Consider the following 19,948-nt stretch of genomic DNA (forward strand, 5'->3'; position numbering starts at 1 on the left):
GTTGTAGACAGCTAAAACGGTGGGAATGCACTATGCGCAGCCATTATTGTGGTGAAATTACAGAAACCCTCATTGACGAGACCGTGACCTATTGCGGTTGGGTTCACCGTCGCCGTGACCACGGTGGTGTGATTTTCTTGGATATTCGTGATCGCGAAGGTCTAGTACAAACCGTGTTCGATCCGGACACAGTTGAAGCGTTTAATACAGCCGATAGCGTACGTAGTGAATTTGTCGTACAGGTAAAAGGTTTGGTTCGTGCTCGTCCTGCCGGCAGTGAAAATGAAAATATGCCTACAGGTAAAATTGAGGTTCTTGGTAAAGAGATCACGGTCCTTAATAAAGCAGCGACTCCGCCATTTCCGTTGGATGAATACAGTCCTGTGGGCGAAGATGTACGTCTGCGCTACCGCTATATGGATTTGCGTCGTGACGAAATGCAGCACAACTTGCGTTTCCGCCACAAAGTGACGACTCAGATCCGCAATATCTTAGACGAGCAAGGTTTCCTAGATATTGAAACGCCGATTCTAACTCGCGCAACGCCAGAGGGTGCCCGTGACTACCTAGTACCAAGCCGTACTCATCAGGGTTCGTTCTTTGCATTACCTCAGTCGCCTCAGCTATTTAAGCAGTTATTGATGGTGTCGGGTTTCGATCGCTACTACCAGATTGCCAAATGTTTCCGTGATGAAGACTTGCGTGCTGACCGTCAGCCAGAGTTCACGCAGATCGATATGGAAGCCTCGTTTGTAGAAGAAAAAGACATCATGGGCGCAGCAGAATCCATGATTAAGCAAATCTTCCAAACGCAAAAGGGCATCGATTTAGGCGAGTTCCCACACATGCCATACAGCGAAGCCATGAACAAGTACGGCTCAGATAAGCCGGACTTGCGTATTCCTATGGAGCTGGTGGATGTTGCTGACTTATTGCAAGACATCGAATTCAAAGTATTTGCAGGTCCTGCAAAAGATCCTAAAGGCCGTGTTGCAGCGCTTAAAGTACCTGGTGGTGCCGAGTTGTCGCGTAAGCAAATTGATGAATACACTAAATACGTAGGTATTTATGGTGCGAAAGGCCTGGCTTGGATCAAGGTCAACGAAATTGAAAAAGGCGTTGAAGGTCTTCAGTCTCCGATCATCAAGTTCATCGGCGATGACAATACCATGAAGATCATGGATCGCTTGGAAGTGAAGAATGGCGATATCGTGTTCTTTGGCGCCGATAAAGAAGTGATCGTGAACGAAGCGCTTGGTGCTTTGCGCGTTAAGTTAGGTCATGACCTAAACATGCTAACTTGTGAGTGGGCTCCGTTGTGGGTTGTTGATTTCCCAATGTTTGAAGAGCTAGAAGATGGCAAGCTGCACGCTATTCACCACCCATTCACCGCGCCTTCATGCTCACCTGAAGAGTTGAAAGCTAACCCAACCGCAGCCTTAAGTCGTGCTTATGACATGGTTCTGAATGGTTGTGAGCTAGGTGGTGGTTCAATTCGTATCCACGACCAAGCTATGCAGCAAACCGTTTTTGAAATCTTAAACATTAGTGAAGAAGAGCAGCGTGAGAAGTTTGGCTTCTTGCTTGACGCCCTTCAATTCGGTGCGCCACCACACGGTGGCTTGGCATTTGGTCTGGACCGTTTGATCATGCTAATGACAGGCTCTGAGAGCATTCGTGAAGTGATTGCTTTCCCGAAAACTCAGTCTGCTGCTTGTGTTATGACAGACGCGCCGGGTGAAGTACCGACTAAGAACTTACGTGAAGTCGGTATTCAATTGCGTCCAAAGGCTGAATAAAGCCTACATCGCGTTATGCGAAGTGACTTGGGAACAAAGGGGCTTTGATCAGCCCCTTTGTTTTATATAAGTCTTCTCTCCGTTACTGTTTTCCTGCAAACTTAAAACTACCTCATTATTTATACTAACTGCTTATGCCCATTATCCTCGGAATAGACCCTGGCTCACGTTTGACAGGCTTTGGTGTGATTGAAGCACAGGGCAGTCGGTTACGTTATATCGGTTCTGGTTGTATCCGCATTGATACCAGTGAAGATTTGGCATACCGCTTAAAGCAAATACATGATTGTGTCAGCGAGTTGATTGAAACTCATCAACCCAATGAATTTGCAATTGAGCAGGTATTTATGGGTAAAAACGCGGATTCCGCACTTAAGCTCGGTCAAGCTCGCGGAAGTGCCATTGTTGCCGCAGCGGTGAATAATTTGCCAGTTCATGAATATGCTGCTCGAGCCGTAAAGCAAGCGGTTGTTGGAAAGGGCAGTGCCGACAAAGAGCAAGTTCAGCATATGGTGCAGCTATTATTAAAGTTACCCGGCAAGCCCCAGGCTGATGCTGCCGATGCTTTAGCGATTGCTATCACGCATGCGTATAACACTCAGCATTTAGTAGCCAAATCCGGTGCTAGCAAGCAAAAATCGGGGCGCTTGCGTCAATATTCCTAGCTGGACAGCCGCTCTGTTCTCAGAGCCCATGCTTTTGCCTTCCAATTATCGTGTCATTTGGTTACTCTAAGCACTGATTAAATTTACAGTACTTTTAGCGTCTTTAGAGTTAAGAATAAAAAATGATCGGTCGAATTAGCGGTACTCTGCTCGAAAAACTCCCCCCAGAACTATTGATTGAAGTAAATGGCCTTGGTTATGAAGTGCATGCGCCCATGACCACCATTTACGCTTTGCCTGAAGTGGGGCAAGGTGTCACTTTACACACCCACTTTGTTGTTCGTGAAGATGCGCAAATTCTTTATGGCTTTTCGGATAAGCAGCAACGGGCGCTCTTTCGTGCGCTGATTAAAGTATCCGGAGTCGGTCCTAAATTGGCGTTGGCGATTTTATCGGGTATCGAAACGGACACCTTTGTGCGCAGTGTTCATGATGGTGATAGTGCAACCTTGGTTCGTATTCCGGGAATTGGTAAAAAAACCGCAGAACGGCTTATCGTGGAAATGAAAGACCGCTTAAAAGAATGGCAAGTGGACTCTGATTTACCACTTATGGCCGCGGCCAACCCTGCGCCTGCCTCACAGGATCAGTGGATACAAGAAGCTGAGGGCGCATTGATTGCTCTGGGTTACAAACCGACGGAAGCAGCCAAAGCCATTGCCGCGATAAAAGAACCTGTTAACGGTTCGGAAGATCTCATCCGCCTGGCATTGAAAGGCATGTTAAAGCAATAGATTGAGGGTTTCCTATGATTGAAAGTGATCGTTTTATTAGTGCAGAGAACCCTCAATTAAAAGCGGAAGAAGTTCATCACGACCGTGCTATTCGCCCTACACGATTGGCGGATTATGAAGGTCAGCCACAAGTGCGTGAGCAGATGGAGATATTCATTGGTGCAGCACGGGCTCGTCAAGAAGCCCTCGACCACTCCCTGATTTTTGGTCCACCAGGTTTGGGCAAAACCACATTGGCCAATATTATTGCCCATGAGTTGGACGTAAATATTAAATCCACGTCAGGTCCTGTTTTGGAAAAGGCCGGTGATCTCGCAGCTATGCTCACCAATTTAGAGGAAGGTGATGTTTTATTTATTGATGAGATTCACCGATTGAATCCCTCTGTTGAGGAAGTGCTTTATCCAGCGATGGAAGACTATCAACTGGATATCATGGTAGGGGAAGGTCCTGCTGCTCGTTCTATTAAAATTGATTTGCCACCGTTCACGCTTGTTGGGGCGACTACTCGCGCAGGCTTGTTAACGTCTCCGCTGCGCGACCGCTTTGGTATTGTGCAGCGCTTGGAATTTTATAACGTAGCAGATTTAACGGGTATAGTGACGCGCAGTGCAGGTATGTTAGGTGTAGAAATTGATCACAAGGGTGCGGGTGAAATTGCACAACGCAGCCGTGGTACACCGCGTATTGCTAATCGTCTATTGAAGCGGGTTCGTGATTATGCTCAAGTGAAAGGTGATGGTACAGTCACTCAGAATATCGCTGATTTAGCGCTTAATATGTTACATGTTGATACTCATGGTCTTGATCACATGGACCGTCGTTTATTGCTTGCCATGATTGAAAAATTTGGTGGTGGGCCAGTGGGCGTTGATTCATTGGCTGCGGCTATTAGTGAAGAGCGCGATACCATAGAAGATGTTTTAGAACCTTATTTGATCCAGCAAGGTTTTATGATGCGAACCCCTCGCGGTCGGATGGTTACGGAAAACGCATATCTCCATTTTGGTTTAGAGCAGGACAAGTCGTAAATGAATCAAGTGGATACGCCTTTTAGCTGGCCCATTCGAGTTTATTATGAAGATACCGATGCTGGCGGTATTGTTTATCATGCTCAATATTTGCATTTTCTTGAGCGAGCACGAACAGAGTGGTTAAGACAATTAGGTTTCAATCAGGTTGAACTTAAGGCGCAAAATATACTCTTCGTTATTCGTGATATGAACATCAAGTGGCAAATGCCAGCAAAACTTGATGACGAACTCATTGTCGTTATTGAACAGGTGCAAGTTAAAAAAGCATCCTTTACTATGCAGCAAGTTATTTATAAAAATCATCAGGTTTTAGTCAAAGCGGATGTGACGATAGCTTGCTTGCAAGTTGAATCCATGAAACCGCAACCATTACCTGAAGCCGTTCGAATTGCAGCGAGCACATAAGGAGTTTATTTGTGAATGAATCTATGAGTATCTGGTCACTCATTGCCAACGCCAGTTGGGTTGTACAGGGTGTGATGCTAGTACTGGTTGCTGCTGTTTTTATTTCTTGGACCATTATTATCCAACGTCACCGTTTATTGACAGCGGTGAAAGATGGTTACGAAGACTTTGAAGATCGATTTTGGTCTGGGATGGATCTCAGTCAGCTCTACAAAGAAATTAATCAAGAGCCACCGGCATTTGGAGTTGAGAACATATTTGCAGCTGGTTTTCGTGAGTTTTCGCGTTTGCGTCAGCAAGGTGGCGATCCTGAAGCAATTATTCAGGGGACGCAACGAGCCATGCGAGTAGCGACCACAAAAGAGGCTGAGCTGTTAGAAAACCATTTACCATTTCTTGCAACAGTAGGTTCCACAAGTCCATACGTTGGTTTATTTGGTACGGTTTGGGGGATTATGAACAGCTTTAGAGGGTTAGCCAATGTCCAGCAAGCAACGTTGGCAGTGGTTGCACCGGGAATTGCTGAAGCATTGATTGCAACGGCAATAGGTTTGTTTGCAGCGATTCCTGCGGTTATTTTTTACAATCGCTTTACGACGAAAGTCGATCAAATAACCAGTCATTACGAAACATTTGCAGAAGAATTCATCAGTATTTTGCACCGGCAGGTTTATAAAAAGAACAAAACCCAAGCAGTGGCAGAATAGGCGAAGTCATTATGGCTAAGAGACGTCCTATTGCAGAAATGAATGTAGTGCCTTACATCGATGTGATGTTGGTGTTACTTGTGATATTCATGATTACCGCACCCATTTTAACGCAAGGTGTTAAGGTTGACCTGCCCAAAGTGGCCAGTGAACCCATCAAAACGCCAAAAAATGAGTTGCCGATAATTGTTAGTATTCGTGCTACTGGAGACTATGTTATCGAGCGTGGTCGTGATGAAGATCAAGCAGCTAATTTGGAATACGTACAGCGTTACGTGAGTAAGATCTTAAAACAACAACCACAGACGCAAGTTCTTGTGCGTGGAGATCAGTCTGTTGCTTATGGCAAAGTCGTATCTTTAATGACGACGCTGCAAGCAGCGGGCGCCGAAAGTGTCGGTCTTGTTACCGAAGCGCCTGAACCGGGGGCATGATGGAGTCGCCGCGTTTACACTTTTTTGATCCGCGTAGTTTTACCATTCCAAGTATCCTTTCGGGCACCATTGTTCTGTCAAGTATTATTTTATTACTGGCGCCTTGGTCTAAAAGCGAGCCTATGGTTTACAAAACGCCCAAACATGTTTCGGCCACGCTAGTGCAGTTGGATAAACCCAAGCCTAAAAAAGTTGTAAAAAAACCGAAACCCAAGCCAAAACCGGTACAAAAGCCTAAAGTGGAATCTAAACCGAAGACAAACCAGGAAAAAGCGAAACCTGCAAAACCAAAACCGGCTGAAAAGCCCGAAGCAAAAATCAACCCTCAGCCTATCGAGGATAATTTTGCGGAACAATTGGCACAGGAAGAGTCTCAAAGAGAATTAGAGCGCCTCATGAAAGAAGAGGAGGCGGCTAAGCAAGCAGAACAAGAGCAGGAGGCCGTTAACGACTACACCTCACAAATTGTTGGTTTGATTCAATCTGTATGGCGTTTCCCTCCCAGCGCAAAACATGATCAAGTGGTCATGCTTAAAGTCTTCTTGGTGCCTACTGGAGAGGTGACAGAAGTACAATTGCTTGAATCCAGTGGTAATCCGGCGTTAGATCGAAGCGCTGAACAAGCAGTGTGGAAAGTCGGTAAATTGCCTGTTCCTGATGATGTGGTATTGTTCGAAAAGCAATTCCGACAAATTATTTTAAAACTACAACCTGAAAATGCGCGGTTATGAGATATCTAATTTTCGTTTTACTGAGTTTTTTGATTCATGCTTCTGCAAAAGCAGAATTAACAATCGAGATTAGTCAGGGTATAGCCTCTGCAATTCCGATTTCAGTTGTCCCCTTTCAAGTACCTGAGGGCCTTACTACGTTGCCAGAAGGAATTGTTCGCAATGATTTGGAGCGAAGTGGGCATTTTGAGGTGTTAGCCCCAAAGGATATGTTGAGTCATCCTCATGTCCAGTCGGATATATATTTTACAGATTGGCGTTTGCTTAAGCAGGAATATGTTGTTGTTGGGCGCGTCACGCCTCTAGGTGATAAATATCAAGTTCAATACCAGTTATTCGATGTTTTTAATGAAACTGAAATATTGGCTCAGACTCTTACAGGCACGGCCGAACAACTGCGAGATGTAGCGCATCGAATCAGTGACGCGATTTACGAGCAATTAACTGGAATTCGCGGCGCGTTCTCTACCAAAATTGCTTATGTAACTACTAACCCTCAGCGCACCCAATTTAGCTTAGCCATTGCTGATAGCGATGGGGCGAGAGAAAAGGTGGTTTTGCGCTCATCGTATTCCATTTTTTCACCCACTTGGTCACCCGATGGTAAGAAGCTTGCTTACGTAATGATGGAAGATGAGGGCAGTAAAGTTTATATTCAAGACTTAGCTACAGGGCAAAAAGAGTTAATTAGCGCACAAAAAGGAATAAACAGTGCGCCATCTTTCTCCCCGGATGGGAACAAACTGGCATTAACCCTCTCAAAAGACGGTAATTCAGAAATATACACGGTAGATTTGAGAACCAACGAATGGTCTCGAATTACTCGGCATTATTCGATTGATACTGAACCAAACTGGATGCCTGATGGTGTACACATCATCTTTACCAGCGGACGCTCTGGCAGTCCTCAGATCTATCGTGTTAATGTTGAGACCGAGTATGTTGAACGTTTAACGTTTGATGGGCATTACAATGCAAGAGCGCGCTTAGCTCAAGATGGGCGTTTTTTGGTTTTGGTTCATCAAGCAGAAAGAGGTGGGGACTTTCACATTGCCTCACTAGATTTGACTCGTGGACTGTTGCAGATTTTGACAGAAGACACATATTTGGATGAGTCGCCTAGTGTTTCTCCTAATGGAGTTATGGTAATGTATGCGGCAAAACATAATAATAGAAGTATTCTAGCGGCTGTATCGGTCGATGGTGATGTAAAGTTTCTCGTCCCATCGAAGACTGGTGATGTACGTGAACCCGCATGGGGCCCCTATTTGAATTAGTCATAAGTAAGGTATATATAATGCAAAAACTAGCTTGGAATAAATTGTTCGCGGTATCAGCGCTTTCTTTAGTTATGGCCGGCTGCGCAAGCAGTGGTGGTACAACTGACGAAGCAGCAACAACAGAAACTGAACAGCAGCAAAGCGAAACTCAGGCCGTGCCAGAGTCTCCTAATGTTGACGTAAACACAGATGCTCAAGCAGAAGCGGCGCAAAACAATCCTCTACTAGATCAAACGGTAGTGTACTTTGGTTTTGACCGTTCTGAGCTTCGCCCTGAATTCAAGGACGTGCTAAATGCACACGCTGAGTACCTTGTAGCAAACCCACAAGCATCCCTGACAGTTGAAGGTCACTGTGATGAGCGTGGTACAGTTGAGTACAACTTGGCGCTAGGCGAACGTCGTGCAGAAACTGTTAAGCGTTACCTTATCGTACAAGGTGTAGCACCGAGCCAGCTAGAAACAGTTAGCTATGGTGAAGAGCGTCCAGCCGTTATGGGTTCTGACGAGAGCGCTTGGTCTAAAAACCGTCGTGCAGAATTGGATTACCAAAACCGTTAATTATTTATGAAAAAGATAATGACGATTCCCTTGGCACTTTCATGTGCTTTGGGATTGAGCCAGGTTTCCGCGGAAACCTGGTCTTCTCTTAACAACGCGCAGTCCTCAAATGCGGCTCAAACGCCAGCTAATGTCTCCCCTCAAACAAAACCCTCTACTTCTAGTACGGCTTCAGCTAGTAACAATTCAGCAAATCAAATTTTGTTTTCTGAAATTGAAATGCTTAAGCAAGAAATTCAACGTCTACAAGGTGTGGTGGAGAAACAAGGTTACGAGCTTCGCAAGTTAAAAGCGGAGCAGAAAGAACGCTATCTGGACTTGGACCGACGCTTATCCCAAGTCGCTAAAAGTGGTTCATTGGCTTCCTCTAGTAGTTCATCAGGCTCTGAGGGTCGAGAACAATATGATCATGCCTTTGCCCTGATGAAAGAGCGAAAATTTGATGAGGCTATCAGCGAGTTTAAATCGTTTTTAGAAGCGCATCCAAAGAGCTCCTTGGCTGTTAATGGCTATTATTGGCTGGGTCAGGTTTATTACAATAAAGGCATGCTAGATGAGGCTAGAAAGGCTTTTGCATTTGTTGTTAATCAATTTCCAGACCACCAAAAAACGCTGGATTCTAAGTATAAGTTAGCGGTTGTGTTGCATCGCTTGGGTGATAAGGCTCAATCTAAGCCAATTTTAGAAGCCATTGTAAGTGATCACAAAGGTACTTCGACTGCTCGATTTGCACAGCAATACTTGAAACAGCACTTCTAATTTCCCCTTGGTTCAAATTTATTTGTAAAAAAGTGCCATAAGGGGTTGTTTTATTTAAAAAAAATAGTAACATTTGCGCCCGCTTTGGGGGTCGTTAGCTCAGTTGGTAGAGCAGTTGGCTTTTAACCAATTGGTCGCAGGTTCGAATCCTGCACGACCCACCACCTTAAGCTAACAGGGTGGTATCTAAGCAAAGCAAAAAATAAAGCGCAGATAAGTTATTGAATTTGTTGACAAAATAATTTTTATCTATAAAATGCGCTTCTCCAACTAAGGGTCGTTAGCTCAGTTGGTAGAGCAGTTGGCTTTTAACCAATTGGTCGCAGGTTCGAATCCTGCACGACCCACCATATTACTAAAAGGCAGAGTGTTGGCACTCTGCCTTTTTACTTTCTGGGTAGGCTGTGTGGCATAGATAACCTTGTGTTAAAATGACCAGATAGCGTAGATAGATATTCTGTTATGACTGAGTCTGTATTAGAGCCCATTCAAGATTTCGTAAGAAACCATTTAGATCATGCCCATGGTGACGATCTGAGTAGTGCTCAGCAACAAGCCTATAAAGACCAAATTAAACAGTTGCTGCATGAAAAAAACGCAGTACTGGTTGCCCATTATTATACTGATCCTGTAATTCAAGCTTTGGCCGACGAAACCGGCGGTTGCGTTGCTGATTCATTAGAGATGGCGCGTTTCGGTCGTGATCACGAAGCAGACACTCTTGTTGTGGCTGGTGTGAAATTTATGGGTGAAACGGCCAAGATTCTTAGTCCAGAGAAGACCGTGTTGATGCCGACATTAGAGGCTACCTGTAGTCTTGATATTGGCTGTCCGATCAAAGAGTTTTCCGAGTTTTGCGATGCCCATCCTGACCGAAAAGTTGTTGTCTATGCGAATACCTCCGCCGAAGTGAAGGCTCGAGCGGACTGGGTTGTGACTTCGAGCATCGCTCTTGAAATCGTGCAGCACTTAATGGATCAAGGTGAAAAGATTATTTGGGCGCCGGATCAACATTTAGGAAACTATATCCAGCGCATGACGGGCGCAGACATGTTGATGTGGGACGGAGCATGTATCGTTCACGAAGAGTTCAAAGCCAAGGGCTTGGAAGATCTTAAAAAAGTATATCCAAACGCTGCGGTTTTGGTTCATCCCGAATCACCTCAATCCGTGGTAGAAATTGCAGATGTGGTTGGTAGTACTTCGCAGATTATTCAAGCTGCAAAGACGATGGACAACGATACCTTTATTGTTGCCACCGACAAGGCGATCTTCTATAAAATGCAGCAAATGGCTCCAGGTAAGACGTTTATTGAAGCGCCTACTGCTGGCACTGGTGCAACGTGTCGAAGCTGTGCTCATTGTCCTTGGATGGCTATGAACGGGCTTGAGAATATGGCTCAGACTTTAGAACAAAGTGATAACGAAATTACTGTTGATCCGGATGTTGCAGCCAAAGCCACACGCTCGCTTAACCGCATGCTGGACTTTGCTAAACAACATGGTGTGCAAAGCCAAGGACGCCGATTTTAAGTAAGCTTGATGGTAGCGACCGAACATTAAAAAAGGCAGCCAAGGCTGCCTTTTTTAATGTTCAATGTAGGTTGGCTTTTTTAAAATTGTAGATTGTCTGCTGAACCTGCAATCTCGCGTGCGCGCTGTTGGATTTTTGCGGTTAGCATGTATTTATCTTGGCTTAAGTCAAGGGCTTGCTTGAGTTGAGAAAGGGCTTGCTTTTTACGTCCAGTTAAAAAGAAATATTCTGCCCTTGCTTGAAAAGTCGCTACTTCGTTGCCCGCTTTTGCCTCCAGTTCGCCAAGTTTTTGCCATATGTAAGCATCATAATTTCGCTGTATGGAATGACTGCGTAGCTGGATCGCGGCTTTATGGTGTTCACCCTTATCTGAAAGTAATTCGACGTATGTCATTGTGAGGGGGTGATTGTCTGGATTGAGCTCCAATAGTTCTTCTGTGTAGTTAATCGCTTCATCTTGCTGTCCTAGCTTAAAGAGGGTTTTAGCTTTCAATACTTGATAGCTAATCCGATGAGGGTCCTGTTCGACTAAATTTATTGCAAATTCGTGAGCCGATGCATATTGATCTTTTTGCAAGTCAATCAAGGCTAATGCATAGCGTGCTCGTTGCTGAGCGCTTTGCGTTTTCGATGTTTTTAGGACTTTCTCAAAATACTCTCTGCTATGACTTTCGGGGCGATAACGAATGAGCAAGGCTGTTCGTCTTAAGCTGTATTCGAAATCAGGGGCCGTAACGGGTACATCTAAGTTGTCTACACGAGCGGCAGCGTCGCTGATACGATTCGCGGTAATTGGGTGAGTCATCAAGAATTCAGGAGGGCGTTGTGAGTATTTATGTGCTGCAAACATTTGCTCGAACATTTGCGGCATACCACGAGGATCGATTTGTGCGCTAACGAGGGTTTGCAGTCCAATGCGGTCAGCCTCTCTTTCCCAGTCGCGGCTATAGCTTAGTGAGTTTTGTGTGGCTGCGGCCTGACTGGTCACCAGCCCCGCAAATCCCGCCTCTGTATTGTTTGTGGCAAGGAGCAGGATACTACCAAGTAGAGAGGCAAGGGCAATAGGAGCCTGTTTGCGACTTTCATCGACCTGACGGGCAAAATGCCGCTGACTTAAATGCGCGAGTTCGTGGGCTACTACCGATGCAAATTGCGCTTCGGTTTGCGCATAAAGAAATAAGCCCGCGTTAATGCCAATGATGCCGCCAGGTACCGCAAACGCGTTTAGTTGTTCGTTATCGAGAATGATGATTTCGAATCGACGATCGCTTACTTGGCTATGGGTGGCTAAACGGTAGATAAGGTTTTCTGTATACTCCTTGATTAAGGGATCATTGATACTTGATGCGTTCTGGCGAAGTTTGCGTAACCAAGTCCGCCCTAACTTATATTCTTGTTCCATAGAAATCAGCCCTGAAGTACTGTCCCCAAGGCTGGGTAGGTCTTGCTCACTATTAGCGAATAGGTTTGCCGAAAATACCGCCAATATCGCTGCTATGAAAAAATGCATGGATTCTCTTGTTGTTTTCCTTTGGTTTCAGGCTCGTCAGACCTATGCTTTTACCTTAATATTAGCCTGTTGTTTTACGTTTAGGCCAATGCAATGACAGATATACAAGTGGATCATACATTAGATGCAGTCGGTTTGCGGTGCCCTATGCCACTTTTGAAAACAAAACAGGCTTTGAGTTCCTTGCAACCAAAGGAAGTTTTGAAGGTCGTAGCGACAGATGCAGGTGCAAAAAGAGATATACCTGCGTTTGTCGCTCTAACTGCTCATCGTTTACTGGATAGTCTTGAGCAGTCAGAGCTGTTTATTTTTTATATTGAAAAAGGAGAGTAGGCATTCTATGTCTATGATGCGTCTCATTAGAAGTTGGATTGAAGACTATTTCTCTGATGAGGAAGCTTTATTTCTATTGCTACTGCTTATTGCGGGCTTTGTGATTATTCTCACGATGGGGGCGATATTGGCTCCGGCCCTTGCCAGTGTTGTATTAGCTTATTTGCTGCAAGGTCCGTTATTGGCTCTGAAACGTTTGGGGGTTGGCCATCTAGCAGCAAGTGTTTTGGTATTTCTGTTGTTCTTGATAGTGTGCTTGGCAGTGATACTCGTGCTGGCTCCTGCCGTATGGACCCAGATTACACAATTGTTCGGTGAATTACCGAACATGTTGAATCAGATGCAGAAGCTAGCGGTGGTTTTACCTGAGCGTTATCCCGATGTATTTGATGAAGCGCAGATAAAGGCCTTGGGTGCTGCTATGGCTGAAGAAATTGGTCGTTTAGGTCAAGCTGCCGTTGAATTGTCTTTATCTACGTTACCTAATTTAGTCGCCATTTTGATTTATATGATCTTGGTGCCTATTTTGGTTTTCTTTTTCTTGAAAGACGGTGACGTGATGGTGCGTTGGTGGGTGTCGATCATGCCAACGAAGCGAATATTGATTGGGCGTGTGTGGCGTGAGATGGATCAGCAGTTTGCAAATTACATCCGCGGTAAAGTACTAGAAATCGTCATTGTGGGTTTTGTAACTTACATTGCGTTCGCCATCATGGGGGTTCGCTATGCAGCGCTCCTGGCTTTGCTGGTTGGCTTTTCTGTGGTTATTCCATATATCGGTGCCGCAGTTGTAACCGTACCTGTTGTATTGATAGGTTACTTTCAATGGGGGTTGACCAGTGATTTTTACTACCTGGTAGCTGTGTATTTCATTATTCAGGCGTTAGACGGCAATGTATTGGTCCCACTTCTGTTTTCCGAAGCAGTAAATTTACACCCGGTGGTGATCATTTTGTCTGTACTCATGTTTGGGGGATTGTGGGGGCTTTGGGGTGTGTTTTTTGCTATTCCGCTGGCCACTTTATTTAAAGCAGTTCTGACTGCTTGGCCCAGAGGGGTGAGGGCGGCCCAGCAACACGAGCAGCAAGCCTAATTCTTTCAGTAATTCCGTATTTGGAACGCTTGCCACGGCAGGGTTACGTCAGTACCATTGCCGTTTTATTTTTTCTACATGGTCTCGGAGAGCAATCATGATCACCGGAAGTATGGTGGCATTAGTCACACCAATGAGTAAAGCAGGGGATATTCAGTGGGATTCCCTAGAAAAATTGGTGGAGATGCATATAAAAGAGGGTACCGATTCGATTGTTGCTGTAGGTACCACAGGCGAGTCATCCACCTTGTCAACCGAAGAGCATTTGAAAGTTATTGAACAAGTTATCAAGTGGTCAAATGGCTGTATTAGCGTAATTGCTGGTACCGGTGCGAACTCAACATCTGAGGCTCTCTATCTAACCAAAGAAGCCGAGCGTCTGGGCGCAGATGCCGCGTTATTGGTCGTCCCATATTACAATAAGCCGACTCAAGAAGGTCTATATCAGCACTATAAAACAATTGCTGAGGCCAGTGGGATTGACCAGATTTTGTATAACGTTCCGGGTCGTACAGTTTGTGACATGTTACCAGAGACTGTGGAGCGTCTAGCCTCGATCAAAAACATCGTCGGTATAAAAGAGGCCACCGGCGATATCAATCGTGTTTACGATATTATTAATCGCTGTGGTGATGAGATGATCATATACAGTGGTGACGATGCCACGGCCTATGAGCTAATGCTGGCGGGCGGGAAAGGCAATATTTCAGTGACTGCTAACGTCGCTCCAAAACAGATGGCGGAGCTATGTCGTTTATCTATTGAAGGGCATGCGGAGGAGGCAAAAGCCTTAAATGATCAGCTGATGCCTTTACATCACTCACTATTCACTGAAGCGAACCCGATTCCTGTGAAGTGGGCGATGCACGAAATGGGGTTGATGGGACCAGGCATCCGTTTGCCTCTTACTCCTTTATCAGAGCACTTGCGGGAACCATTACGCCAAGTATTGCGTCAATACGATCTACTAAAATAATAAGTTAGGAGTGTAGTGAATGCGCAATGCATTAATGCTTTTATTGCTATTACCTATGACGGGTTGTAGCTGGCTTTTTCATGATCGTAGCAACGACTATTTGCAAGCGGAACAGCAACCGGTTATTCAAGTGCCCAAAGACGTTGCTCGCGTTAATTTGGAGCCGCAACTACCGATTCCTGCGGTAAAAAATAAAAAGCCATTACCGGAAGAGTTTAGTGTGCCCCGTCCGGCACCACTTGAGCTGGAAGATGAAGAGGATTCACAAGCTAGTTTGAAGCAGGTTTCTAGTGTTGATATCCGTACAGAGCTAGTTGCAGATGGAAACGGTACGCCAATATTGCGTTTGAATATTGAGTTTGCTCGGGCGTGGTCTGAGTTGGGAGAAGCCATCAAAAAAACAGACATGCGCATTACAGATCTTAATCGCAGTATCGGTACTTATTACGTGGACGTGAAAAATCCCGATAAAACCCAAGAACCAGGGTTTTGGGCAGGTCTATTTGGAGCCGATCCGGAAGCTGTAAATGAAAGTTATGAGATCAAATTAAATCGAGCTCGTAGCGGCGTTTATATTGCTATTCACGAGTCACAAGACGTGCTTGCAGCTGAAGCAAGTGCTCGCGGATTACTTAAGCGAATACAAGATAAGCTGTGAAATTTTGTAGTATTGGTAGCGGCAGCAAAGGTAACGGTACCTTAGTCGCTTATCGTTCAACGCGCGTATTGATCGATAATGGTTTTACGCTAAAGGAATTTGAAAATCGTTTAGCACGGAAAGGTCTAACGCCACTAGATCTTTCCGCCATTCTAATTACCCACGAGCACAGTGACCACATTAAAGGTGTGGGCCCACTGGCCAGAAAATATCGTATCCCTGTTTATGCATCTCATGGCACCGCTCAATATCATGGGCTTGGAGATATCCCTTCCTTGCGCATATTTGATAGTCATGGTGACTTTGTAATTGGTGATCTACAAATCTCACCAGTCGTTGTTCCTCATGATGCTCGAGAGCCGACTCAATTTGTTATAAAAAATAATTCAGCGAAGTTGGGAATATTAACGGACTTGGGTTCGTTAACACCTTATATATTGGAAGCATACGCTGAGTGCCAAGCTTTGATGTTGGAAACCAACCATGATGTGCAAATGTTACGGGCCGGGCCTTATCCGCCAAAATTAAAAAGGCGTGTAGAAGGGAATCTTGGGCACTTAAATAATGAACAAGCGGCTTGGTTTTTATCTGAGCTGGGGTGTGCGGAGTTGAAGTATTTGGTGGCGACTCATATAAGTGAGCAAAATAATTCGAAAGAATTGGCTGTCTCAAATTTACAAGCTGTAACACAATGGCCCGCTGAAAAAATTATTGTCGCTGATCAAGAAAATGGCTTTGACTGGTGTGACTTATCGGTTGACGCTAGTATTGAAGAAATAGCTTAAATATCGGGTTATGAATCACGTAAAGCGTGCATTATATTTGTGGGATTCATATTGTCGTGGTAGTTTAATGCTATCACTTTTATAGTTGAAGGAAGATAACAATGAAAAAACTTCTGTTTGCTGCCGCCTTGACTGCAGCTTTACCTCAAGCCGCTTCTGCACTGCCACTTGTTGATTTTTATGCAGGTGCTCATTACTGGGACCAAAGTATCAGCGGTGAGGTGGGTACAGGCAATAATGTTGCAGATTTTGAAGATGATTTGAATCTGGATGCCGGTGGTCAAAACGTCGTGTATTTTGCGTTTGAGCATCCGATTCCAGTTATTCCAAACATTAAGATAAAAAATACTGAGATGACCGCTGATGGTAATGGTACATTTGCATCAACGTTCAATTTGGGTGGTGAGACGATTACAGGTGCAACAGGCGTTGCTACGGATTTGGACTTATCGCATACCGATTACACCCTGTATTGGGGATTGCCATTGCCAATCGTAACGCTGGATTTTGGTATCACAGCACGTCAGTTTGATGGTTACATGCGTGCTGTTGAAAATGGTGGGAATTCTTCTGAGGCCGATCTAGACGTAACAGTACCTATGGGTTACCTGAAAGCGGCTGTTGATATTCCTCTAACGGGTGTATCGATTGGCGCTGACCTAAATGCTATTTCTTATGGCGATACCGGTATTAACGACTTTGATGTAAATGTTACTTATGTATTGCCAGTAATCCCAGTATTGGACGTAGGTATCACTGCCGGTTATCGCAGTTTTGATTTTGAGATTGATCCAGAAGATTTTGGTGGTAGCTCAAATGATCTGACCGCAGAATCGACTATCTCTGGTCCGTATTTGGGTCTTAGCCTACATCTTTAATAAAGATGTTGATAAGCCAGCCGATGGGCTGGCTTTTTTGTATTCAGTTGAAACTTAACTGAAAGAAGTAGGTCACAGAGCGGAACAATAACAGTGAAAAAACGCTTTTTAGTTTTCGTTATGACGTTTGGGCTTCTCGGTTGTGAAAGTGATTTAAGTGCTTTGGAAGACGATGAGCTAAGAAAACGAATTAACGAGTGTGATTATGCTGTTAGTTTAACCCCTGCAGAGCATCAGGTTTGCAGGAATTATCATAGGGAATGTAAGCGCCGCTTGGATGAAGAAGAGCGTTTTGTTTGCCAATAAAACAAAGATTTGGGGATGTTATGCGTAAATTAGCCTTAGTTACAGCATTGAGTGCAGCTGCCCTAGTAGGGTGCAGCCAAGACAAAGAAGTCGCTTTAGAAAGTGATATCGACAAAATGAGCTATGGTATCGGCTTGAGTATGGCACGCAGTGTTGCTGGTCAGCCAATTGAATTTAACCATGATGCATTGGTAATGGGTCTTAAAGATGCTTTGGCTGAAAAAGAGCCAAAGATTGATGAAGCCACCCTTCGTGAAGCGTTTGCATCGGTTCGTGAGTCGCAAATGCAGAAACAAGAAGAAGCTTCTGCTGAAGCATTGCAAGTCGGTGAAGACTATCTTGCAGAAAACGCTAAAAAGGAAGGTGTAGAAACAACTGAGAGTGGTCTTCAGTATGAAGTGCTGTCTTCTGGTGAGGGCGCAACACCTGCTGCAACAGATACAGTAAAAGTTCATTACCATGGCACTTTGATTGATGGAACTGTGTTTGATAGCTCTGTTGAGCGTGATTCGCCAGCAACCTTTCCTGTTAACCGTGTGATCAGTGGTTGGACCGAAGCTCTTCAGTTGATGCAAGAAGGTGATAAGTGGCGCCTGACTGTACCTGCTGATTTGGCCTATGGTGCGCAAAGCCCAAGTCCTAAGATCCCAGCCAACTCTGTATTGATCTTTGAAGTAGAGTTGCTAGAAGTTCAAAAAGAGTCTTAATAGACACCTTTATTGTTCTCTAGGAAAGAAACCGGCTTCGGCCGGTTTTTTTTGTGCTTATTACTCGAGGCTAATGAATTAGCTGAGAGCTGCTTAATGGAGTAGTGGATATTTCCACGACACTATTCTAGATAGAGCTCATTAACCAGTGACGTGGCTATAAAGCAAGAATCTAAAGGGCGTACTGAAAAAATAGAAATCAGGAAAAAGACTAGTTTGCTAAGTGTTTGAAAATAAGGGGGAAGTTGGTCGGAGCAGAGGGATTCGAACCCCCGACCCTCTGGTCCCAAACCAGATGCGCTACCAGACTGCGCTATGCTCCGAAGTGGCTCCTCGAACTGGACTCGAACCAGTGACCAATAGATTAACAGTCTACTGCTCTACCAACTGAGCTATCGAGGAATCACATTGCTGCTGGGCTGTTGCCTCAACTGCGGGGCGTATATTATTGATGAATGGCACTAGCGTCAACACTTTTTTTAAATTTTTTTTACCTAAATACAATGACTTAGGGAATCGTTCAATAAATAGGCCGTTTTAGGAAAGACGTGAGATCAATACCGTAACTGTTCGGGTCGACGACTTGTTTTATGCTGTATTCTTGGGCTTGAGAGAGGTCAATACGTCGCTGTTTGCAGTAATCACGTCGATTAGTGTCGTAGAGCGTTCGCACTACGGGTTTCATACTAGTGTCGGTCTCCTCTTGAACGATGGCTAGCAGACCGTTATTGAGTTCAACTAAGCTTCCAATTGGATAAATTCCCATGGCTTTGATGAAACCGTGGACATACTGGGTATCTAAGTGTGGCCCAGCCCATTTCAGTAATCGCTTAAAGCCAGAGCTTGGGGTTAAACCTTTGTGATACACGCGATTAGCGGTAATAGCATCATATACATCCACCACAGAAGCCATGCGACCTTCAGGGCTTATTTGCTCACCGGATAGCCCGTCTGGGTAGCCATTGCCGTCCATTCTCTCATGATGTTGCCCAGCAATATTTACACAGACTTCTGGGAATTCTTGGCTTTCTTGTAGGATCTGACGGCTCAAACTGGCATGGCGTTTCATGATAGTGAACTCGTCTTCGGTTAATTTTCCGGGTTTATGCAAGACTGAATCAGGTATCAATATTTTGCCAATGTCATGCAGTAATGCACCCGTGACACATTCGTGAAGATATTGCGGCTGCAATTTAAGGTGTCGCCCTAAAATACCCATAAGCACAGCTACATTGACGCTGTGTTCCATTAGATAGGAGTCTTTATCACGAATACGAGTTAAGCAGGCTAGGGCGTTCTGATTACGTGTAATCGAGTCTATAAAGTTATTTGCTGTGTCTTCAAAAGGACCTACCTCGACCGTTTTTCCTGCTTTTGCCAAGGCCATGGCGTTTTCAACAAGATCAAGAGCTTGGTGGTGAAGCTTGTCGGCCTTCTCAAATTCTTGTTCAAAGCTGACTTTGGCGACTTGAGGCGATTCTGGAACGATGGCCTTAATGGCTTGCTCCATTTTCCGATCGACCTCTGCGATGGGTTTGGCTTGGTCACTGTCTAATCCTTGCTCATCATCGATATAGACAGACCGAATGCCACGCTTTCGCAGGCTCTCAATTGTTTTTTCATCTTTAATACGGCCTTCTCGCTCATGAGCATGCAGGCTTACCCCGGTTTGTGTGATATTCGCTACATACATACCGGGTTTGAGATGTTGTATATCAATCTTTTTTAGCATGGGCACCCCTACTATTTAATGAGTATAGATAAGAAATGGCCAATTTCAGTGAGAGGTAGGCCTAAGCATTCGCCACTGACGTAATCGGCAATCGGACCGTCATGGAATACAAGAGTGCACCTATTACTTTGAGGCCATCATGAACTAGTGAAAGTCATTGGGGTCTGTATGTAGTCATAGTGAAAGTATTCAAAGGCGCCAATTGCCATGCGCGAGGATAAGACGTTATAAAAACCGCTTTTTATGATGGTCGTTTTACTCTAATGTTTGTGTTCGTAAAGATAGTCGGTTTAGATTTTAACCTGTTGCAGACTGAGATGAGCAACTA

General features: G+C 44.8%; 22 protein-coding genes and 4 tRNA genes. 22 read left to right on the plus strand and 4 right to left on the minus strand.

The genetic code is table 11. The annotated features are described in order from the left end of the window. Positions 1 to 32: 32 nt before the first annotated feature. The 14 genes from aspS to nadA all read left to right on the plus strand — a co-directional run bounded on the left by aspS (position 33) and on the right by nadA (position 10,641). Positions 33 to 1,799 carry an aspartate--tRNA ligase gene (aspS, locus tag HF888_RS05870; protein WP_168367047.1) on the plus strand — a complete coding sequence of 589 codons (1,767 nt, stop codon included), beginning with the start codon at positions 33 to 35 and terminating at the stop codon, positions 1,797 to 1,799. Positions 1,800 to 1,933: 134 nt separating this feature from the next. Next, positions 1,934 to 2,464 carry a crossover junction endodeoxyribonuclease RuvC gene (gene ruvC / locus HF888_RS05875; protein ID WP_007016345.1) on the plus strand — a complete coding sequence of 177 codons (531 nt, stop codon included), beginning with the start codon at positions 1,934 to 1,936 and terminating at the stop codon, positions 2,462 to 2,464. 122 nt (positions 2,465 to 2,586) lie between these two features. Continuing rightward, positions 2,587 to 3,198, plus strand: coding sequence for a Holliday junction branch migration protein RuvA (ruvA, locus tag HF888_RS05880; protein WP_007016346.1), 612 nt, complete (start codon positions 2,587 to 2,589; stop codon positions 3,196 to 3,198). Positions 3,199 to 3,212: 14 nt separating this feature from the next. Beyond that, entirely contained in the window at positions 3,213 to 4,229 is a 1,017-nt protein-coding gene (gene ruvB / locus HF888_RS05885; protein WP_007016347.1) for a Holliday junction branch migration DNA helicase RuvB, read from the plus strand. Further along, on the plus strand, positions 4,230 to 4,637 hold the full coding sequence (gene ybgC / locus HF888_RS05890) for a tol-pal system-associated acyl-CoA thioesterase (protein WP_007016348.1): 408 nt from the start codon (positions 4,230 to 4,232) through the stop codon (positions 4,635 to 4,637). A gap of 11 nt (positions 4,638 to 4,648) precedes the next feature. Next, positions 4,649 to 5,344, plus strand: coding sequence for a protein TolQ (gene tolQ, locus HF888_RS05895; protein ID WP_007016349.1), 696 nt, complete (start codon positions 4,649 to 4,651; stop codon positions 5,342 to 5,344). An 11-nt stretch (positions 5,345 to 5,355) separates the two neighbouring features. Next, positions 5,356 to 5,778, plus strand: coding sequence for a protein TolR (tolR, locus tag HF888_RS05900; protein ID WP_007016350.1), 423 nt, complete (start codon positions 5,356 to 5,358; stop codon positions 5,776 to 5,778). Further along, a complete protein-coding gene (locus HF888_RS05905; RefSeq protein WP_007016351.1) occupies positions 5,775 to 6,509 on the plus strand; it encodes a cell envelope integrity TolA family protein in 735 nt (244 codons plus the stop codon). Before tolR ends, HF888_RS05905 begins: the two co-directional genes overlap by 4 nt. Continuing rightward, on the plus strand, positions 6,506 to 7,786 hold the full coding sequence (tolB, locus tag HF888_RS05910) for a Tol-Pal system beta propeller repeat protein TolB (protein WP_007016352.1): 1,281 nt from the start codon (positions 6,506 to 6,508) through the stop codon (positions 7,784 to 7,786). The genes HF888_RS05905 and tolB overlap by 4 nt, the downstream gene beginning before the upstream one ends. Positions 7,787 to 7,806: 20 nt before the next feature. Continuing rightward, positions 7,807 to 8,349, plus strand: a complete 543-nt coding sequence (gene pal / locus HF888_RS05915; protein WP_007016353.1) for a peptidoglycan-associated lipoprotein Pal — start codon at positions 7,807 to 7,809, stop codon at positions 8,347 to 8,349. 18 nt (positions 8,350 to 8,367) lie between these two features. Next, positions 8,368 to 9,108: a tol-pal system protein YbgF gene (gene ybgF / locus HF888_RS05920; protein ID WP_007016354.1), complete on the plus strand. Its 741-nt coding sequence runs from the start codon at positions 8,368 to 8,370 to the stop codon at positions 9,106 to 9,108. Positions 9,109 to 9,196: 88 nt separating this feature from the next. Beyond that, positions 9,197 to 9,272, plus strand: a tRNA-Lys gene (locus HF888_RS05925). Positions 9,273 to 9,382: 110 nt separating this feature from the next. Then, positions 9,383 to 9,458 (plus strand) — tRNA-Lys (locus HF888_RS05930). A gap of 112 nt (positions 9,459 to 9,570) precedes the next feature. Then, positions 9,571 to 10,641: a quinolinate synthase NadA gene (gene nadA, locus HF888_RS05935; protein WP_007016355.1), complete on the plus strand. Its 1,071-nt coding sequence runs from the start codon at positions 9,571 to 9,573 to the stop codon at positions 10,639 to 10,641. A gap of 80 nt (positions 10,642 to 10,721) precedes the next feature. Here nadA and HF888_RS05940 read toward each other — a convergent pair whose 3' ends face one another. Then, positions 10,722 to 12,152: a M48 family metalloprotease gene (locus tag HF888_RS05940; RefSeq protein ID WP_007016356.1), complete on the minus strand. Its 1,431-nt coding sequence runs from the start codon at positions 12,150 to 12,152 to the stop codon at positions 10,722 to 10,724. A gap of 93 nt (positions 12,153 to 12,245) precedes the next feature. Between HF888_RS05940 and HF888_RS05945 the strand changes: the two genes are divergently transcribed. From HF888_RS05945 to bamJ, 8 genes are all read left to right on the plus strand, one after another. After that, positions 12,246 to 12,485 (plus strand): sulfurtransferase TusA family protein, encoded by a 240-nt coding sequence (locus tag HF888_RS05945; protein ID WP_007016357.1) that lies wholly within the window; start codon positions 12,246 to 12,248, stop codon positions 12,483 to 12,485. Positions 12,486 to 12,498: 13 nt separating this feature from the next. Further along, the gene (locus tag HF888_RS05950; RefSeq protein ID WP_040297391.1) at positions 12,499 to 13,578 is read left to right on the plus strand and encodes an AI-2E family transporter; all 1,080 of its coding nucleotides are present in this window, start codon (positions 12,499 to 12,501) and stop codon (positions 13,576 to 13,578) included. A gap of 97 nt (positions 13,579 to 13,675) precedes the next feature. Beyond that, positions 13,676 to 14,554, plus strand: a complete 879-nt coding sequence (gene dapA, locus HF888_RS05955; RefSeq protein WP_007016359.1) for a 4-hydroxy-tetrahydrodipicolinate synthase — start codon at positions 13,676 to 13,678, stop codon at positions 14,552 to 14,554. Positions 14,555 to 14,573: 19 nt separating this feature from the next. Beyond that, complete coding sequence (gene bamC / locus HF888_RS05960; RefSeq protein WP_007016360.1) at positions 14,574 to 15,212, plus strand: outer membrane protein assembly factor BamC; 639 nt, start codon at positions 14,574 to 14,576, stop codon at positions 15,210 to 15,212. Then, positions 15,209 to 15,997 (plus strand): MBL fold metallo-hydrolase, encoded by a 789-nt coding sequence (locus tag HF888_RS05965; protein ID WP_007016361.1) that lies wholly within the window; start codon positions 15,209 to 15,211, stop codon positions 15,995 to 15,997. The genes bamC and HF888_RS05965 overlap by 4 nt, the downstream gene beginning before the upstream one ends. Positions 15,998 to 16,098: 101 nt before the next feature. After that, positions 16,099 to 16,875: a TIGR04219 family outer membrane beta-barrel protein gene (locus HF888_RS05970; RefSeq protein WP_007016362.1), complete on the plus strand. Its 777-nt coding sequence runs from the start codon at positions 16,099 to 16,101 to the stop codon at positions 16,873 to 16,875. 120 nt (positions 16,876 to 16,995) lie between these two features. Next, positions 16,996 to 17,181 (plus strand): hypothetical protein, encoded by a 186-nt coding sequence (locus HF888_RS05975; RefSeq protein WP_165837000.1) that lies wholly within the window; start codon positions 16,996 to 16,998, stop codon positions 17,179 to 17,181. Between the two features lie 20 nt (positions 17,182 to 17,201). After that, a complete protein-coding gene (gene bamJ / locus HF888_RS05980) occupies positions 17,202 to 17,888 on the plus strand; it encodes a BamJ family beta-barrel-assembly machinery protein (protein ID WP_007016364.1) in 687 nt (228 codons plus the stop codon). Positions 17,889 to 18,134: 246 nt separating this feature from the next. Here bamJ and HF888_RS05985 read toward each other — a convergent pair. From HF888_RS05985 to HF888_RS05995, 3 genes are all read right to left on the minus strand, one after another. Continuing rightward, positions 18,135 to 18,211 (minus strand) — tRNA-Pro (locus HF888_RS05985). 3 nt (positions 18,212 to 18,214) lie between these two features. Beyond that, positions 18,215 to 18,290 (minus strand) — tRNA-Asn (locus HF888_RS05990). A 118-nt stretch (positions 18,291 to 18,408) separates the two neighbouring features. Then, entirely contained in the window at positions 18,409 to 19,620 is a 1,212-nt protein-coding gene (locus HF888_RS05995) for an HD-GYP domain-containing protein (protein WP_007016365.1), read from the minus strand. Positions 19,621 to 19,948 lie beyond the last annotated feature (328 nt).

This window comes from Bermanella marisrubri (genome assembly GCF_012295615.1).
Classification (GTDB): Bacteria; Pseudomonadota; Gammaproteobacteria; order Pseudomonadales; family Oceanobacteraceae; genus Bermanella; species Bermanella marisrubri.

Coding starts and splice junctions, on each gene's coding strand:
- ybgF (WP_007016354.1), top strand. CDS start 8,368: ATGACGATTCCCTTGGCACTTTCATGTGCTTTGGGATTGAGCCAGGTT.
- ruvA (WP_007016346.1), top strand. CDS start 2,587: ATGATCGGTCGAATTAGCGGTACTCTGCTCGAAAAACTCCCCCCAGAA.
- aspS (WP_168367047.1), top strand. CDS start 33: ATGCGCAGCCATTATTGTGGTGAAATTACAGAAACCCTCATTGACGAG.
- ruvB (WP_007016347.1), top strand. CDS start 3,213: ATGATTGAAAGTGATCGTTTTATTAGTGCAGAGAACCCTCAATTAAAA.
- HF888_RS05970 (WP_007016362.1), top strand. CDS start 16,099: ATGAAAAAACTTCTGTTTGCTGCCGCCTTGACTGCAGCTTTACCTCAA.
- HF888_RS05940 (WP_007016356.1), bottom strand. CDS start 12,152: ATGCATTTTTTCATAGCAGCGATATTGGCGGTATTTTCGGCAAACCTA.
- HF888_RS05950 (WP_040297391.1), top strand. CDS start 12,499: ATGATGCGTCTCATTAGAAGTTGGATTGAAGACTATTTCTCTGATGAG.
- ruvC (WP_007016345.1), top strand. CDS start 1,934: ATGCCCATTATCCTCGGAATAGACCCTGGCTCACGTTTGACAGGCTTT.
- HF888_RS05945 (WP_007016357.1), top strand. CDS start 12,246: ATGACAGATATACAAGTGGATCATACATTAGATGCAGTCGGTTTGCGG.
- pal (WP_007016353.1), top strand. CDS start 7,807: ATGCAAAAACTAGCTTGGAATAAATTGTTCGCGGTATCAGCGCTTTCT.
- nadA (WP_007016355.1), top strand. CDS start 9,571: ATGACTGAGTCTGTATTAGAGCCCATTCAAGATTTCGTAAGAAACCAT.
- HF888_RS05995 (WP_007016365.1), bottom strand. CDS start 19,620: ATGCTAAAAAAGATTGATATACAACATCTCAAACCCGGTATGTATGTA.
- ybgC (WP_007016348.1), top strand. CDS start 4,230: ATGAATCAAGTGGATACGCCTTTTAGCTGGCCCATTCGAGTTTATTAT.
- HF888_RS05975 (WP_165837000.1), top strand. CDS start 16,996: ATGACGTTTGGGCTTCTCGGTTGTGAAAGTGATTTAAGTGCTTTGGAA.
- dapA (WP_007016359.1), top strand. CDS start 13,676: ATGATCACCGGAAGTATGGTGGCATTAGTCACACCAATGAGTAAAGCA.
- bamJ (WP_007016364.1), top strand. CDS start 17,202: ATGCGTAAATTAGCCTTAGTTACAGCATTGAGTGCAGCTGCCCTAGTA.
- bamC (WP_007016360.1), top strand. CDS start 14,574: ATGCGCAATGCATTAATGCTTTTATTGCTATTACCTATGACGGGTTGT.
- tolB (WP_007016352.1), top strand. CDS start 6,506: ATGAGATATCTAATTTTCGTTTTACTGAGTTTTTTGATTCATGCTTCT.
- tolR (WP_007016350.1), top strand. CDS start 5,356: ATGGCTAAGAGACGTCCTATTGCAGAAATGAATGTAGTGCCTTACATC.
- HF888_RS05905 (WP_007016351.1), top strand. CDS start 5,775: ATGATGGAGTCGCCGCGTTTACACTTTTTTGATCCGCGTAGTTTTACC.